Below are 18,099 nucleotides of genomic sequence, written 5' to 3' on the forward strand. Positions count from 1 at the left end.
AATGCATCATTTCATTCAAGGTTTTGTAAGTCCTCTAATACTCCATCGTTTTGGTTCATTTTAGCGACATCTCTATAATGAAATAATAAATCCATCACTTCATAATCAGTCAGTGTAGAATCACACTTACCGAATCTTTCCGATAAATTTAGATCATTCGATTGGCCAAACCCTTGAAGTCCAAAAAGTATTAATAATCCAGTAATTAATATTTTATGCATTGCCTTTCTTTTCATTGTGTGTCATCTCTTCTACCTGTTTAAGTTTAGCGAAGCATAACTTGGACCCAAAATAAGGAAAGTTTTCAACTTTAGTGAAATAATCATCAGGTTGCCGTCAGAATGGGCTTTAGCCCATTTACAGGGTCAAATCGTATTCATCAGGCTTTAGCCAAAATTTAGAGAAAATAAGGTTTTTATATGGCTTTAGCGTTGGGCAAGTCCGTTGATTTTCTTTTGTAATTCCAGTAATCGTTCAATAAGTTTTTCAAATGATAATGACTTTCCATAAAACATACTTTCGGACATATCAGCATAATCTTTTTTCCATAGAGGTAATAAGTGTTCAGGAGGAACAAACTTTATATTTTTTGGGGCGTGGTTGTCGTAATCAATTCCAGAAATTGGGGTGAATTTACTCCGATGTGTTACGATGGTATTATACAATCTCTCGTTTTGTAATGCTGTTTCTACAAATTCAGATTGGCACAATTTCTCTATGTCGTAAAGATGCCGGCTTAGTCGTTCAACCTTGATTTTTTCAGGTGTTTTCTGAAACTCTTCGTGTAAAAGGAATATCTTTTCCAGAAAGGTACGTTCAGGGTTTACCGTAGGAATAGTAACGGGATTATCGGCGAATATATTTTCAGGGTAAATTTCAGAAACGAATGTCCCGAAAGTGCGTTGAGTGTACGGTTCTTTGAGTGAACGACTCCCCACTTCAACCAAAACACCTGGTTTAAGATAAGTATCCGTTTCGGTTAATTTTGGGTAATAGATTTCGATAATCAATGGGTCTTGGTCATGGTTTTCAACCTCACGGGGTTTAATTTTTACATCTCTAAAACCTAATACCTTGAACTTTTCCTGTAATTCATGGGTGAAAGTTTCATTGATATAAGCGTACGACTTTCTTCTCAGTCTTCGGATATCACCTTTGGATAAATCTCCTGTAAAATTCAAATACTCCCTATCTAAAACCAAGTCAATATCTTCGGAAAATCGTTGAATGAGTTTCCAACCTTTACTTAATGAAGTACCTCCTTTAAAAACTAAAGCCTTGGCACAATCCATAGTAAAGATTACAGCCAGAGTATGTGTCACCCACCAGTCTTTTTCTGCAGCTGATGGAGAAGGCAAGGGAAGTTGTCTTGCTGTTTCTGAAAAAATTCTAACTTTGGTTTTATCGGGTAGCTTAAACCATTCGCTTATATGTGAAAAATCAATCATTGATTGGGCCTTTGAGTAATACCCTAATCCAAACTGGTGCTATTTGTAAATCGTGTTGCAGGTATTTTGGATTCTCCTTCTTTAAAATGTTTTTGATCTGCCGAAGCTCATTATCTGTTATTTGGTCTTTACCGATTGTCCGCATTGCCTGAATAGCTAATTTGCTTAACTCACCAACGAAAGCCAAGTTTTTTGAGCTTGATTTTTTAAAGTTAATGGTCTGTTTACCAATTTTTATTTTTCTGGCAGAAGTATCTGTATAGTAAACCACGTTCAAAGGAACTTGTGTGGTTAATCCTAATTTATACATTGCGAAACTTCCCGTTGGAAGAATACGGGCCCTGTCTCTTTTGGCAATGGCGATGGCTATCTCCTCGATGTCAGGCATCACTTTTCCAATAATGTCATCGATCACAGGACGTACGTAGATACCTGTAGCTACGCGGTCAATTTTACCGGCTTTCACTAAGCGTTCAAGTGCCTTACGAACTGCATCAGGATTGGCGTCCTTTAAAATATTATCAGTAAAAAAAAGTGTTCCTTTTGCTTTTCGTTTGACCCTTTCCAGTATTTGTGTTTCAATGTTTTGTTCCCTCATACGGCTGGTTTCTTGTCACAAATATAGCAATAATTTGTGACAAGAAAGTTAACTATTAGCTGCTCTTGAATAAAACGCACTAAGGTTATCCCTCAATCCGACAACACCCGCTGGTTTAAGTTTAGCAAAGCGTAACTTGGATCTAAAATAAGGAAAATTTTCAACTTTTATTGATGCCACCATCATTAAAATAGGTAGAGAGCTCCTGCAAGTTGACTTCCACACCGCTGACTTCGACAGGCTCAGCCACCGGTGCCGAATTACCCAATTATCGCTAGCTAAAGCTGAAGGCTATTAAAATAGAAGAACCATTTCATTTACTAGATTTTAACCTAAACCGATGGACCAAAGATATCATTTCAATAGGAATGGGCTTTAGCCCATTTACAGGGTAAAATCGTGTAATCTGGCTTTAGCCAAAATTTAGAGAGCATAAGGATTTTATTAAATCTAAATATAAAAGGTCAATATGCTCTGGAATATCCAACGTTAATAATCAGTTTTATGTAAGTTGATGTATTTAATTTCCGCCTTGTAGATTTTCGGCGTAAAGAAATTTAAGCAGGGAATGGCAAGGACACAGGCACTGTTTGACGAAGTTTTTGGCATACGTAACATCCAATAATCAACGAAAATGGGAAAGCCAAAAACAAAGGAGTTTGCCTGTGTGCGGGTGGCCTTAAATTTTAGCCGAAAAGATACTTAGCGGCGGGGTTTTTCCCGATGTCTCTGGACAGGCCCTGAGTTGCTACGCTTCAGGACAGGTTGGTTACTTTTTGGCCCACTGAATAAACTCAGGGCAGGCCCTGAGTTACTGCGTTTCAGGGCAGGCCTGCAGCAAAAAAGTGACAAAGGATTTAGTAAATGTCTTGGTGTAGTAGAAAACTGGTTTGTTATTTAAAAATAATAACTGCCAAATTTAAAATCTTTACAAATAGGAAAGTAAAGAATTAATAGAACTGTTACTGGGTAAACGTTGCTAGAGAAGTTTGGCTTTCTAAAATGATTTATACCTGAAACCTGAGGTTTTCCGTTCATTTCTTTTCCATTGATGAAAAGAAACGAACCAAAGAAAAATCTAGCCAAAACTAATCTTCCCCCCGCAAGGCCAAACGCCGCCTCGTAGTTTTGGCCCGGCCACCGCGCCCTTAGTTCAGCGTTTGCATTAAATAATACCAAAGAAAAGGAAGCCATCATCAATGAGATTTTATAGAATCTAAATCCAAGGGTCAACCTGCTCTGGAATATCCAATGCTCATAATCATTCTTTAATAAGTTGATATATTAATTCCGCCTTGTAGATTTTCGGCGTTAAGAAATTTAGGATGCGATGGCAAGGGCACAGGCATGGTTAGCCTATCAATTATGGGATTGAATACCAGAAAAGCAATCGAAAAATATAAACCCTAAACTAACCTAGTTTGCCTGTGCGCGGGAAGCCTTAAATTTTAGTCGAAAAGATACTCAGCGGCGGGGTTTTCCCTGACGCCTCAGGGCAGGCCCTGAGTTGCTACGCTTCAGGGCAGGTTGGTTACTTTTTGGCCCACTGAATAAACTCAGGGCAGGCCCTGAGTTACTGCGTTTCAGGGCAGGCCTGCAGCAAAAAAGTGACAATGTCCATAATCAATGACTTAGTATAGTAGAAACAGTAATGCTTTATGGTATAGAACTGCTTTTAAAATCATACATTTAACTGACAATTAAACGTTCATTTCTTTTCCATTGATGAAAAGAAACGAACCAAAGAAAAATCTAGCCAAGACTAATCTTCCCCCCGCAAGGCCCAACCCCGCCTCGTAGTTTTGGCCCGGCCACCGCGCCCTTAGTTCAGCGATTGCGTTAAAAATCGCCCATCATTAATCAAATGATATTTTAATTCCGCCTTGTAGATTTTCGGCGTTAAGAAATTTAGGATGCGATGGCAAGGGCACAGGCATGGTTAGCCTATCAATTATGGGATTGAATACCGGAAAAACAATCGAAATATATAAACCCTAAACTAACCTAGTTTGCCTGTGCGCGGGTGGCCTTAAATTTTAGCCGAAAAGATACTCAGCGGCGGGGTTTTTTGGTTACTTTTTTGACCTGCAGCAAAAAAGTAACAATAGTCAAGGTAAATGAAATCGTATAGAAAAAAAGGAATTGTAAAATCATGACTAAACCAACAATGCCAATTGCTGCACAAATAGAAAAGCATATGGTTAACTTTGCTTAATCAGGCTGCATTTAAAAGTTACACATGTAACTGACAATTAAACGTTCATTTCTTTTCCATTGATGAAAAGAAACGAACCAAAGAAAAATCTAGCCAAAACTAATCTTCCCCCCGCAAGGCCCAACCCCGCCTCGTAGTTTTGGCCCGGCCACCCCGCCCTTAGTTCAGCGATTGCGTTAAAAATCGCCCATCATTAATCAAATGATATTTTAATCCCGCCTTGTAGATTTTCGGCGTTAAGAAATTTAGGATGCGATGGCAAGGGCACAGGCATGGTTAGCCTATCAATTATGGGATTAAATACCGGAAAAGCAATCGAAATATATAAACCCTAAACTAACCTAGTTTGCCTGTGCGCGGGAGGCCTTAAATTTTAGCCGAAAAGATACTCAGCGGCGGGGTTTTTTGGTTACTTTTTGGCCCTGCAGCAAAAAAGTGACAACAGCCATGGTTAATGAATTTGTATAGAGAAAAACGGGGAGTAAAGTCATGACTCAGCCAACAATGCCAAATAGGGAACAAATAGAAAAGCATATGGTTAATTTTGCTTAATCAGGCTGCATTTAAAAGTTACACATTTAATTGACAATTAAACGTTCGTTTCTTTTCCCCTGAGTTGCTACGCTTCAGGGCAGGCCCTGAATAAGACAGGGTAAACATGATGAAAAGAAACGAACCAAAGAAAAATCTAGCCAAAACTAATCTTCCACGCGCAGGCCCTCGCACACTCGTAGTTTTGGCCCGGCCACTGCGCCCTTACTTTAGCGATTGCAATAAAAATTACCAAAAGAAAAAACCACTCCCTATCCCTCATTAAGCCTTATAAAAGGTTTAACATAGCATTCAGAATGGGATCTTCAAGCCACCAGAAAGCAATGATATTTAGATATTTTGCACCTTTTTAATTCTCTCCTTCAAAATTGAGACTTCCATAGGATCCACACCTAATTCGTCCTTTTTATCAAATTCCAAATAAATAATTCTCCCAAATTTATAATCGGTATTTAATTCAATCTTATACAATAATGACAAGTTTCCATGAAATTTCATATAGTAATTGAGAGAGTCTATTATGTTTTGAATTTGAAACAATGGAATTTCAATGATTTTATTATTATAATTTAATACAATTTTGTCTTCCAAAAGGGTCCCTTTCAAAATATTTTGCTTTTTGATATAAAAATAACTTGAGACAATAGATATTAAATAAACAGCAATAATAATTTCCCAATTAACCTTGAATCTATTATTAAAAACATAAAATATTGATACGGTAATAAGCAATAAATACAGGGCTAATATTTTACTTACGGCGTGATTTTTATTGCCTATTGGTAATTCCATATTCATGTTTTAACATAGAGGTCTCGTATTTACGGATTTAGCACAAAGCTCCTTTGGGATATTGTCAGTAAAAAAAAGTGTTCATTTTGCTTTTCGCTTGACCCTTTCCAGTATTTGTGTTTCAATGTTTTGTTGCATCATACGGCTGGTTTATTGTCACAAATATAGCAATAATTTGTGACAAGAAAGTTAGCCATTAGCTGCTCTTGAATAAAACGCACTAAGGTTATCCCTCAATCCGACAACACCCGCTGGTTTAAGTTTAGCAAAGCGTAACTTGGATCTAAAATAAGGAAAATTTTCAACTTTTATTGATGCCACCATCATTAAAATAGGTAGAGAGCTCCTCAAGTTGACTTCCACACCGCTGACTTCGACAGGCTCAGCCACCGGTGCCGAATTACCCAATTTTCATCAAATAAAGCAGGAGGCTATTGAAAAGGAGGAATCGTTTCGTTTTCCTTGATTTTAGCCTAAACTAAACCAATTGACCAAAGAAATCAATTTAAAAAGTATGGGCTTTAGCCCATTTATAGGGTAAAGTCGCATCATCCGGCTTTAGCCAAAATTTAGAGAACAATGCGATCAATATGCTTTGTTTTCCACAATGCTGACCAACATTCTTATAAGCCTATTGATTATTCATGTTCCTTTTGCCACAGCCCACGATTACTTTCTCTGGCATCACGTTCGTAGGATACAAAGGCATCTGCGTATTTAACATTGGGCGGAATCGATAATACTTTTGCGTAACCATTTTTTAACAACTCCTCATTTACAAATGTTCCATCCGACAAATATACATAGGCAAGCGTTCTTCCATACCGGTCTAAACTGTCCACACCATATTCCAACAAAACTTCTTGATTGCTTAATAAATCAGTAAGGTAAGCTTTGGCTTCTTGTCCATAAAAGCCAATTTTCTTATAATTCCCATTTCTTGTTTCAGGAGCATCCACTCCAATCAATCGAATTTTTACTCCTTTTTCCGACCCATCCTCAGCCCAAAAAGTATCACCATCCACTACTCTGGATACAGGCATCAAACCCGAAAGCTCAGCTTCTTCCTTACCGGAATTATAATAAGCAACGATTATCGAGACAAGAAGGACAAGAAAATATTTATATGTTTTATTCATTTTAGAAGCCTATCAAGGTTCAAAGATAATAGGGTAAAAGTAAAATTAAGGATTGCTAATACAAAGTCATCTGCGTATTTAACATTGGGTTGAATCGATAATACTTTTGCTACACTAGAATAGGTGGATATAACGGTTTGATTTGTGCCACCCTTTTCGGTCAAACTGTGCCAGGCATTTTGGTTTAAACTGTGCCATTTCCAAGGTAGATTTCGGTTCGAACCGTGCCACTTTTGAAAGATCAAGTTTAACCTGCTATATCCCCAAAAAAAGCGAAATGGCCAACGTACTTGATCCTATGATTTTCAGTTTACACAGGGACGAGCACCCGCTGGTCTAAGTTTAGCGAAGCGTAACTTAGACCCGAAAAAAAGAAAGTTTTCAACTTTCATTGATGCAACAATCACTAAAACATGTAATTTGAACAAATTAAACCAGATCCGGCTGACTTGGACAGGCTCAGTTAGAATACTCCATTATGGATTCTTGGCATCTAGAACAAAGGTCTAAATACTCGTGGATACAAATTGCGAAGGAAAAACTCAATTACAATCCTGAAAGGTGCCACTGCTGTGGAAATGAAACGCTTATTACAACTAAGCTAATCGCGCACAGAGCGAGGACCAACCATACGCTAACTTAAAAATGTATAACCTCGCCAATAATCACACGCTATCAAAAAGGCTTCACTTGAAGCCCTAGAACACCTATGTCTTAGATTTTTTAAGACCTCAAAAATCAATGAAGCGAGGACATAAAAATGCTACTAAACAATCAATTCTTCTACTTTTTAATAATTTTTACTTCAACGTAATTCCCTTAACCAACCAAAAAAACTTATCCATTCCCCATAGAAGAAAGCTACCGGAGGCTGAGTCCTAATCCTGACTGCTCAGGACTACATTGGCCGAAGTCTTACATCGCATCATTGTAGCTTAATTGTTCGGGGCTGGGCTTTTTTCGAGCACAATTATTTCAGGTAAATTTCGATGAAAAAAGAATGCCTGATAATCCAGTTTATTGTTATTCAATTTAGTAATCATAAGAATATTAAACATTACTCCATAGTTATCATCCGTAAGAATGCCTAGCATCGTCGCAATATCTTGATGACTGGGAGACAAGCTAAATTTGGGGTGAGAATGCCATTCTCCAATATAATATCCTGTTTTTTTCTTATAGTGTTTTCTTAAAAGCAAATCGGATTTTTTTACACCTCTAATAAAAGATGCTATTGAGTATTTGTTGTCTTCATCTGAAATAGAAATATCAATTATTTCAAAACTATTGTCTTCAACCTTTTTACCAATTAGTATTCCACCTGTTTCAAAATCACCAGATTTTCTCAAAGCTCTTTCTATTTTAGCTTCCACATCAGGAGTAACTTTAAAATTAATCTTCATCATTCTTTAAAATTGAATCATTTGCGATGTTTAAAATCTCCTGTTCTGTCAAACCAAGTTCATTCTCAATTTGCTCGTTACCAAAACAAACAAAACAGTTTGAATATGACTTAAAGTCTGTTGTGTCAACTTTTATACATTCAAATTCTTCTTTAAAAATCCATTTCTTTTCATTTCCCCATAAAATAATATTTGGTTTTGATTTGAAAACTTCTAAATTTTCTGAAAGAAGAATTTCAATAGCCATTTTTACGGTAAAAAGCGAAATGTATTTAGCATCGATACTTAGTGCTGGAGTAGGAAGTATTTCACCTTCCTCAGTTTCGTTATAATTTATAAATTTGGTTTCTGGTATGTCCTTAAAACCATCTTGTGTTTCTAATATTCTAGATAACTTATTGTTGATACATTCAAAACAAGGTGTTATTCCTGGAATAATTCTAATAATCTCCCCGCCATATCCCAGTGGATAGACTTTAGAGTGTAGTGATGGTATTTTATATAACCAACAAAATTCATTAATTACTTCTTCTATCTCTGCCGTTGCATTTACAATTATATCCGCGCTTTTTATTTTCTCACTTAAATGACTTGGTATTGTAATGATTTTAGTGTTAATACAATCAACTTTGATAAATGGATTAATTCTCTGTAATTTATTTTTTAAGGCTTGCGTTTTCTTTAAGCCAACATCTTCAAGACCACATGTATGTCTAATTACATTCTCCACAGTTAGATAATCATCATCAATTAGTGTCAATTCAGAAACACCAGATTTCACAAATTCTTCGGCTATGACACTCCCTGAAGAACCGCAACCAATGATGGCGACTTTCTTTTTGCTTATTAATGTGTTTTTTTTAGAATCGGGAGTCCTTGAGTTGAGTTGGGTTAAATCAGCATTATAACATCCAAAATATTCAACTTTACTGTCTTTGTAATTGATTTTAGCGTATAATTCTGCCTTATTACCAGTAATAAAAATAATATGCTCAGTTTTATCTTTTTCAAGTTTCTCTTGTATCTCTTCAAATGCTAGAATTTGTTGACTTTTTAAAAAATCTTTGAACGTTTTTAAATCTTCTTTAAAAACAATTGAGTTGAGATGATTTTGAGATGCTTTAATCCAGGTTCCAATGTTTTTTGAAAAGAAGAGAATTAGGCCCCATATTTTTAAGTATTCACTATCGATAAGTTTTTTTAAATAATCTTCATCTGGTTTTTCTACTGGTAATATGGGACTTACAATTATTCTGCTATCTCCCATTGGACTGAAATAGTTAAAATTCCCAATTATAAAATCTTTAGACAGAGGTAGAGGATACGGGACTACACATCTGATAGTCCTTTTTGTAATATCTAATTTTGTTGGTTCAGTTTCTTCGTAAACATCTAGTTTTCCTGTTTTATTTTCAATCATCACTAAAGCTGCTAATAATAACTTTTCCAAACTCTTAATAATATCAACAGCCGATAATGAAGAATTCCAAGTTTTGTCTCTTATATCAAGACAAAAAGCGGTACTAATGAATTGATGGTTTCCTACCCAATTTTTCTCTCTTCCTTTAGGGTAAATGTAAGGAATAGAAAAAGGGTAATTTTGAGGATATTTGAGTTCAAAAGGGAATTCTATTAAATTTTTAGTTTTAGTTGGAAGATAAATTGTCCCAGATAACCATAATAATTCTTTTCGAATAAAAAACTCAAAATCATTTGATTCCCATTCTTTTTCAAGCCTTAGTTTTTCTCTAGCAAAAATATGCTTTTTGTCTTCCCACCAATTCATTTTTGAAAGCCTTCTCTTTTAGTTTTGGGAAGTTTTTTAGGTAGTTCTGTGTCTATGTTTTGAGCTACATTTGCCGACAGTATGGTAGAAGTTGATTTAAGTAATCCTTTATTCTTTATGTTGCTAAAGGTTTTTTCAATCAATTTTTCGCCAAAAGGCTTATTCATTGATTCATTAATATAATTTAGATCTCTATCAACTTGTGATGTTATATTATCAATATCAATTTTAACCTTATCTAACCAATCATAAAAATGGTTCTGCCTTTCTGGAAATTCTCTCCATTTGTCAGCGAAATTTTCTAACCTATTGATCGGATTACCAACCCATTTTTCTTTTTCTCCTGTATTTGGGTTATTGTCCTCAATATATTCATGCATTGAATTAATCACAGTTAAAAGAGCTTCTATAATGTTTGTTTCTCCCTTATAAGCATGGGAAGCCAATGTTGTAATAATTATAGAAATAGGTTTACACTTTCTTTCTTTCTCACTTTTGTTTAGATATAATATATCCCTGTGTCTTTTCAATATTTGAACAACTCTTTGAAGTGGAAAGCGCTCTTTTTGAAAAGTAGGAATGGGTTTTACAGATTCATGAAATGAAAACATTTTTTTGGATTGTTGTGCGGAGGCTTTTGAAAAAAACCATTGGGCATAACCAAATGGATTGCTTTTATTCCAATCTTCCGGCATATTAGAAGTGTGATAATTATCACTTTCTTTATCAGTTATACTTATTCTTAGTTTGTTTACTTCTGTTGCACTAAAAGCTTTTGTATAGGATTCATTCAAAATAGCACTATACCCTTCACTCGTAATTGCAGGTAAAATATCCATATGATATTTTTCTTTTAGTTTATCGGATTCTTGTCGGTATTTTAATGTCCAACACCTTCTTCCTTCCTCATCTAATAAATCTCCTATTCTTTTATTAGCTTTTAGTTGGTTACCTACAATTTTCTTTAGGTCAAATTGAGTCCATGAAGCATTTTTTTTACTCAATTCGCAAACCAAATCAATATCCAAATCATCATTGTCTGATATTGGCTTAATTATGGTACCAAGTATAAACGAACCTTGAGGTTTTATCGTTGGGCTATACATCGCTAGTTCAGAGTCATCCTTTGAAAGCCAATTTCCAACAGATTTATAACTACTAACAGCAGCGTTAAACTGAGTTTCGGTAATATCAAGGTTTTCTCCTAAAGATTCCAAAATCTCGTTAAATTGTTCTTTTTGTTTTAAAGTGAGCATAGGATTTAGGTTTATATTTCAATTGTTTTGTAAAAACCATTTCTTTCTTTGTTTTGGTCGTAGATGATTAAATCCATATCAGCCTTTGGCATCCATATACGACCAAATTCTATCGCTGAAGAAACTGGCATTGCAGGGAATACGTGCAGTTTATTATCTTGACCATGTTTGGCTTTTGCTATTTCAAAAAAATGTCGACATATTTTTCTAAACTTGGCTAAAATAATCTTGGATTTCAAGAAGTCATTATTTGGTTTGTCATGGGTAATTGTCCAAATACAAATCTTTGAGTCAAATAGTTTTTCAATTCTATCATTTGTAATTGTGGCGCTTAGCGATATATTCAAAACAGGTAATCCATCAAATTCTTTTGGTTCAATTAGATTAAATTCATCAAAATCGGTTCCATCTTGCCATTTCCAAGTTTCAGGTTCTCTATGTCTCTGAAATACCTGCACATCATACAAGTCATTAAATAACGTTCCAAACTTTATAAGAAGTGGCTGAGGTGCAAGTCCAAACGCCGAAAAAGATTTAATTGGACTGTGTATTTTAAAATTCTCAACTTTCTCCTTAAACTGCCTATCAAGATTTTGGGATTCTAACTCCCAAAACAAATCTTCTTTATCTTTGATAATGCTATTTGTTATTCCTAATTCAACTCCATAGCTTTCCGTTGGGAATTTATCTGGAATTATTGCTTGAAATGCAGATTCATAGTTGAGAGGAGAACCTTGATTTCCAATATTTGCACCGTATAAAATTACATGTGTTTTCTTTGACGATGAAAGAGAAGTAAGCAATTCAATCCTTTTCTCATGTTCTTTTTTCATTTCAATTAACAAACTTTCAGGATGTCCATCAACATCTTCTTTATCAATTAGTCTATGATGTGCATCGCACATTAGCATTAGATTACTAAATGATTTTGCAAGTAATAGAGAACGTTTTTTATCACCCCTTGGTCCATCAGAACTGTCCGCAACAACGTGAGCAATATAAGCATTGTTCATTTTAGCCATAGACAATTCATCCTTCCATAGAGGTTTATTACATCCTCGATATTCGCATCTACCAGCTGATAAAGTCCATAATTGTGTTTTTATTTTTTCAGGTATTGAAGTCTTTGACACTTAATTTTTGTTTCAAGTTTGCAGTTCGTTTTAGCCTTCTGACTAACATTTGTATATAACCAAGTTTTCTGGAGGAGTCGCATATATATTAACTATACACCCATCTTATTAAACTTAATAAAACAACAAATTAACTATTTAGGACTAAAACTCAAGTGTATCAAACACACTTTTACACAAACGGAAGGAATATATTTGGAAATACACAGGTTCACACGGCAATAACACTCGTATCCCATAAGTTAAAGACGCTAAATGCATGCACTTTACATAAAAATCAAAAAATAATATCGTTGAACCCACTAAAAATCAAACTCCCTAAAAAATAATTACCCAATCAAATCATCAGCAATAAAATCGGATACCGATAACTTACCCTCACTACTAAAACTTAGGTTTTGGGACAGTTCGAAAAGATGGGCTTCGGTTTCGAAAAAGTGCATCATATAACCGGCGGTATTTACAAAGGCGACATAATCACCTATGGCAGGTAATTGCGGCAGGGAGATTTTGCGCTTGAGCAGCACATCTCTCTCCAGGCAATAGGCACCTGTGAAAAACACCTCTACAGGAGCGTTTGACTCTTCCTTATCGGCATACATCACATAGGGATCCAAAAGAAAATCCTCACTGGAACTCATCATCTGACTCATGTTCATTTCTAATCCTACCAGCCACTGTCCCCTGGCATCTTGTTTTCTGTGGGCCACTTTAGCAATTGTCATTCCTGTTTGGTTAAGCAGGGAACGGCCCGGTTCTATGCGGATTTCAAGTTGCATGGCCTTCAGTCTTTGTGCATTGCTCTCATGGGTTTCCGCATCTTTATAGTCCAGCACCTCCTTTAGGAAAGTCGTGCCATTGATGCGATTGTAATAGGGATAGGTTTTGAGTTGGCCTGTTAATTCATTGTTGATCATTTCATAGCCCAAGCCATGCCCATTGAAGGTAAGGGGATTGTCATTGGCCTTCACTCCTTCTTGCAGGGCCTGGTCAAAGGCTTTCCATTGCTGCTCGCTTTCCAGATAGTTCATCAAAATCCCGCCTCCCATGTCTATAAAAGCGATGGATAAACCAGCCTCCTTGAGGCGCTTGGCCAAACCTATACAATCGGAAAGGGCTTTGCCACGCTGAAGGGTAGAATAGCCATCTAGGTGAAAATGAAAACCCTGTAGGGAGAGGTTTTTAAAACGCCCTTTTTCCCCGAAATTTTCCAGAATAAAGGCCTCCACAGCAGCTATATCAAAACCGAAACGACTGTAAAGCTTGTTTCCCTCTACAGTAAAACCGCTTATGCGAATACCCACTATGGCCTTTTTATTCAGTTCCTCTGCTATGCTTTGGGCTTGCTCACACTCGTCCTCATTGTCCAAAACAATCGGCACCTGTGCATTGATGGCCAATGCATATTGCGCTTTTGTTTTGATGGCAGAAGTGAGCACCAGATTTTCCCCATTTCCACCCAAAGCGATGGATTGTTCCAGTTCCTTTTGACTGGCTGTATCCACACCTATACCTACATCCAAAGCCTGTTTTACCAGGGATTTTGATTTATTGGCTTTGCGTGCATAGTAGATTTGATGCTTTAATCCATAGGCTTCAAAAAGCTTTTTGTAGGAAGCGATGTTATCGGAAAATGAGGGCAGGTGGTGCAGGTTGATGGGCGAACCATGTTTTTCAATCAGTCCACTGATGATTTTCTGATCTTCAAAAATACGGTGCATCCATGGAGAAGTAATGGGAGTCAACCCAGCATTCGGATTACCTTTGGTATAGTTAGGATTCATTTTCAATACAATTTTTTACTGGTGGTTTACTGGTTCTCTAAGTTCAATGGCAATAGCGACCTCTTCTGCCCATTGGGAGGCAAAATTGTTTCGTTTTCTCGACAAGGTGTCATTGTCCAAAGTCAACCCTTCTGTAGGCGTTCCGTATAGGGCAATCCCTTCCTGCACCTTTCCGTCTATTGCAATCATTTTTCCCCTTGCATCCATATCCATGCAACCGGGTGTATAAGTGCCTCCACTGGCGTTCAGGAATTTTCTTCCAATACCCTTTTCCAAGATTGAACGATAAAGGGGGCTAGGTGTTTCGCTTTCATTGTTTCTGGGAATTCGGGCATTGATCAGGCAGTCTATGGCTTGCTCATTTTGGTTCTCACCCTTCAAGAAGCCATAAGCGCCGGAGGATTCATCGACTTCAAAAGTCGCCCCTCGCACAAATTCAAAGTCCAATATTCCTGCTTCGGCAAGTGCTAGCATTTTCTTCATGTTCTTTACCGGAGGTCCATAGGCAATGCGGTTAAAAAGGCCGAAATAGTTTCGGTCAAACAGTTTATGTGAAGCGGCATCCAAACCCCCAAAGCTATAAATTTCATTGAACCCTTGGCTAATCCTGCGCCAAGTGCCAAATGCGGCATTTAAAGGACTTTCCTCAGGGCCCTTTTCGGCTTCAAAAAGCAGTTTTTCTATATAATCAGAAACCTCTGCATGTGTCAATGCCGATTGATTCGAAAAAGGATCCAAAAGAGTTTCCCAGTTGAACCTTTCCACTTCAGGATGATATTTGTGAAAAACTTCAATTTGCTCGCGAATGCCGTCATATTTTTCTAGAAAAAGCAATCTCCACCGGTATTCCTTGAAAAGTACCCTGTAATAGCTAAATGTACACTCCTTTATAATCAGGGTAAGCAAAGTTTTTTCAAAGGAAACGGGCTTTGATCGCTTGAGCGAGGCAATACGGTCTTCTGTGAGAAAATAAAGCGGGCTCTTGTCTGCTGCCCCTCCAGTACGTGGCATCATGGGAAGGCCGGTTCTGGAATAAGGGTAAATTTTGTGGGGTTCCTTTCCTGAAGCCTTATAAGTCATTTTACCCGACTCATTCACTGCAAATTCCCCTCCTCTTCCTTCGGTAAGGGCTAAAATGGCATCAATACAAGTCAGGCCAAAGCCTTTTACGGCCACTTTTGCACCCGCTTCGATATGCCCCAAAGCCAGATGAGTAGGGTAAACAAAGTCGATAAAACGGCTGGTTTGATTTCCCTCAAGAAATCCAGCCCCGCAACCTAAATGCCCAGTGGTTAATAGAATCTTATCGAATGCAGGAAATTCATCTGCTTCTTTTCCCGGGGTAATAAGCTTAAATTTTTCACCCTGTATGCCGATTTCGCTTACCGTCATTACATGTTTCACCAACTGTATATTCTCAGGCAAATTATTGCACAAGCGATCAAATCCCTCTATCAGATAGCTGCCCACTGTTGCTCGAGAAGCAAAGTCTTCTTCCAATGCTTCATTCGGCTCCTCCGTTTTATTTTGCAGCCAACTGACAAAATCAGGCCTTTCGACAAGAATGGCCGTGGGCAATTCATCCGTCCAGCAGTTGATGTTTTTATTCGCATAGTTCATCAACAGGTAGGGCGCTTGATCAGGGCGGTAAACATTCCCGGCAGCAAAGAATTGGTTTTGGTTGAACAGGTGTATCGCTACAGGCTCTTGGATTTCACGGGCTTTTAGCTGCGCCAACAGGCGCTCAAAAGCATAGAAACCCTTAGGTCCCAATCCAACGATGGCAATATTAAATGTTGGAACATCCTGCATTTCCTCAGCCTCCCTTCTTACCATCCAATGGCAGTTTTTAGCATGGGCTCACTTTCAGGAAAATTGGACAATACCCAATCCGGATTGTAAATGGTGTCGAGGTACCGCTCTCCTCTATCTGCCAATAGAAACACACAATTACTGGAATTGGGGATGTATTTGATGTACCGATCGATGGCAGCAATTACCCCTCCTGTAGAACCTCCACAGAGTATTCCTTCTTTTTTGAGCAAGGACCAGCAGCCTTCAATACAGTCCAGGTCGCTGACCTTCACATGGCCTTCAAATTTATCCGTATCGAAAAACTGTGATTGTACACCTGCCCCATGCCCGGGTATAAGTCTTGGTGCCGCCTTCCCTCCAAACAATACACTTCCTAAAGCATCCACCGCGATCACTTTGGTACCTAGATTATGCTCCTTGATATAATCGGCATAGCCCATCAATGTACCACAGGTGCTTGTGGATACAAAAAGGTAATCCACGGCTCCACCCAAGTCCCTCATAATTTCGTCTATGGTTTTATGATGTGCCAAAGGGTTGTTGGGATTCCCATATTGGTTGGTCCAAAAACTGTTGGGTATGGCTTGCAGGAGCTCCTGTACCCTATTTAAGCGAGCAGCTAGAAAACCTCCCTTTTTAGCAGGTGTTTTCACGAATTCCAGTCGGGCGCCATAGGTCTTCAATAACTTCTCCGTATGCGCGTTCAGGTTAGGGTCGACCACCACGATCAACTTTAATCCATAATGAATACAGGCCTGTGCCAGGCCCAAGGCCATATTACCGGAACTCGATTCTATAATGGTATCCCCTCTATTTATTCTTCCTTCTTCAAGTGCTTTTTTGACGATAAAAATCGAAGTCCTGTCCTTCAAACTTCCAGAAGGATTGGCGGCCTCCAATTTACCATAAAACGATGCATGGCTGTCTGGAAAAAGTTTGTCCAGACGTACCAGAGGAGTCTCCCCTATGGTTGCAACTATATTACTGGCAACATTCGCAACATTAGCTGTAGTAATCATGATCTATATGTTCTAATCGATGAAATCCAAATTAATTGATAATTTATATTTACATAATGCATAAATTTTATGCCAGTTTAAAAATCACAATTCGGGATGCCTTTCATAAAATGGTGAAACTTTCTACAATTTTTTATGCTCAGATAACCTAAATCATGCTGAATTTGTTTTAGCATTGATGGGTTTACACAACTATCTTTTCGATCAGAAATGCATCTATTAATCATTGATTAAAAGCTATGGGGGGTCTTTTTTTCTTTTATTTAATTTATACACCAGTTCTTTTTTAATTGGCCAAAAATGAGTCTTTTCAGGTTATATAGCTGTCCTAATTGTATCCACAGCATATATTCCGACTAGGAGTACCTTAACAATTCAAAAATTAAATAGCGTCCAAAAAAAATCTTATTGCGTCAATACTTTAGGATTAAGTTTGGCTGGCCAAAATTTGATAATAGTAGGTTTAGGGAAAGCTTTGATCAAAGAAGGTCGACAGATACCCCATTAAATCGAGAGACTGCCGCGCCCATTCCCACCTCAATCGCCCACCCAAAAGGGCTCGCAGTGACGAGCAGAGAGGTGCGAGAATTTATTCGCATCAAATTCCCCAGCCCTGACAGGGCGATATAACATAGCCAAGGGTGCCAGCCCTTGGTAATAAAATAAGGTAAACACTATGATTTTGGCGGTATTGTTGCCCCTTTTTCTGCAACAATGCTGACAAAATCTCAACGGAAGCTCTTTTTTAAAACGCGCCTATCCTCGTATTAGAATTCCTCCCCAGCCCTTATAGTTTATCATTACTTTATATGCCTATTTTAAATTCGAAACTTCACGAATACAAAACTCCGGAGGAGTGATACTTTTGTAGAAAGGGGTGCCAACCCCTAGTAAAATAAAACAACAAGCACATCCCGATTTTGGCGGTATTGTTGCCCTTTTTTCTGCAACAATGCTGACAAAATCTCAACGGAAGCTCTTTTTTAAAACGCGCCTATCCTCGTATTAGAATTCCTCCCCAGCCCTTGATCGCTTAACATTACTTTATATGTCAAAATCAAATCCGAAACTTCACGAATACAAAACTCCGGAGGAGTGATACTTTTGTAGAAAGGGGTGCCAACCCCTGGTAAAATAAAACAACAAGCACATCCCGATT

13 protein-coding genes are annotated in these 18,099 nt (G+C 37.6%); all 13 read right to left on the reverse strand.

The genetic code is table 11. The features are described from left to right. Window positions 1–11 precede the first annotated feature (11 nt). Window positions 12–221, reverse strand: coding sequence for a hypothetical protein (locus AC0L7T_RS26070; protein ID WP_473339577.1), 210 nt, complete (start codon window positions 219–221; stop codon window positions 12–14). A 204-nt stretch (window positions 222–425) separates the two neighbouring features. Next, entirely contained in the window at window positions 426–1,448 is a 1,023-nt protein-coding gene (locus AC0L7T_RS26075) for a nucleotidyl transferase AbiEii/AbiGii toxin family protein (RefSeq protein ID WP_473339578.1), read from the reverse strand. Beyond that, window positions 1,441–2,046 (reverse strand): DUF6088 family protein, encoded by a 606-nt coding sequence (locus AC0L7T_RS26080; RefSeq protein ID WP_473339580.1) that lies wholly within the window; start codon window positions 2,044–2,046, stop codon window positions 1,441–1,443. Before AC0L7T_RS26080 ends, AC0L7T_RS26075 begins: the two co-directional genes overlap by 8 nt. Before the next feature lie 897 nt (window positions 2,047–2,943). Then, window positions 2,944–3,243, reverse strand: coding sequence for a hypothetical protein (locus AC0L7T_RS26085; protein WP_473339581.1), 300 nt, complete (start codon window positions 3,241–3,243; stop codon window positions 2,944–2,946). A gap of 1,900 nt (window positions 3,244–5,143) precedes the next feature. Continuing rightward, a complete protein-coding gene (locus tag AC0L7T_RS26090; RefSeq protein ID WP_473339582.1) occupies window positions 5,144–5,611 on the reverse strand; it encodes a hypothetical protein in 468 nt (155 codons plus the stop codon). Between the two features lie 632 nt (window positions 5,612–6,243). Then, window positions 6,244–6,744, reverse strand: a complete 501-nt coding sequence (locus AC0L7T_RS26095; RefSeq protein WP_473339584.1) for a thermonuclease family protein — start codon at window positions 6,742–6,744, stop codon at window positions 6,244–6,246. Between the two features lie 935 nt (window positions 6,745–7,679). Next, entirely contained in the window at window positions 7,680–8,150 is a 471-nt protein-coding gene (locus tag AC0L7T_RS26100; RefSeq protein ID WP_473339587.1) for a Mov34/MPN/PAD-1 family protein, read from the reverse strand. Continuing rightward, window positions 8,137–9,933, reverse strand: a complete 1,797-nt coding sequence (locus tag AC0L7T_RS26105; RefSeq protein ID WP_473339588.1) for a ThiF family adenylyltransferase — start codon at window positions 9,931–9,933, stop codon at window positions 8,137–8,139. The genes AC0L7T_RS26100 and AC0L7T_RS26105 overlap by 14 nt, the downstream gene beginning before the upstream one ends. Then, window positions 9,930–11,189 carry a nucleotidyltransferase domain-containing protein gene (locus AC0L7T_RS26110; RefSeq protein ID WP_473339590.1) on the reverse strand — a complete coding sequence of 420 codons (1,260 nt, stop codon included), beginning with the start codon at window positions 11,187–11,189 and terminating at the stop codon, window positions 9,930–9,932. The genes AC0L7T_RS26105 and AC0L7T_RS26110 overlap by 4 nt, the downstream gene beginning before the upstream one ends. An 11-nt stretch (window positions 11,190–11,200) precedes the next feature. Next, window positions 11,201–12,322: an SAVED domain-containing protein gene (locus tag AC0L7T_RS26115; RefSeq protein ID WP_473339592.1), complete on the reverse strand. Its 1,122-nt coding sequence runs from the start codon at window positions 12,320–12,322 to the stop codon at window positions 11,201–11,203. Between the two features lie 329 nt (window positions 12,323–12,651). Then, a complete protein-coding gene (locus AC0L7T_RS26120) occupies window positions 12,652–14,106 on the reverse strand; it encodes a type III PLP-dependent enzyme domain-containing protein (RefSeq protein WP_473339593.1) in 1,455 nt (484 codons plus the stop codon). Window positions 14,107–14,121: 15 nt separating this feature from the next. Then, window positions 14,122–15,942 (reverse strand): FAD/NAD(P)-binding protein, encoded by a 1,821-nt coding sequence (locus tag AC0L7T_RS26125; protein WP_473339594.1) that lies wholly within the window; start codon window positions 15,940–15,942, stop codon window positions 14,122–14,124. Beyond that, window positions 15,936–16,940, reverse strand: coding sequence for a 2,3-diaminopropionate biosynthesis protein SbnA (gene sbnA / locus AC0L7T_RS26130; protein WP_473339595.1), 1,005 nt, complete (start codon window positions 16,938–16,940; stop codon window positions 15,936–15,938). Before sbnA ends, AC0L7T_RS26125 begins: the two co-directional genes overlap by 7 nt. Window positions 16,941–18,099: the final 1,159 nt, after the last annotated feature.

It is taken from the genome of Cyclobacterium sp. 10D3-21 (genome assembly GCF_055809755.1).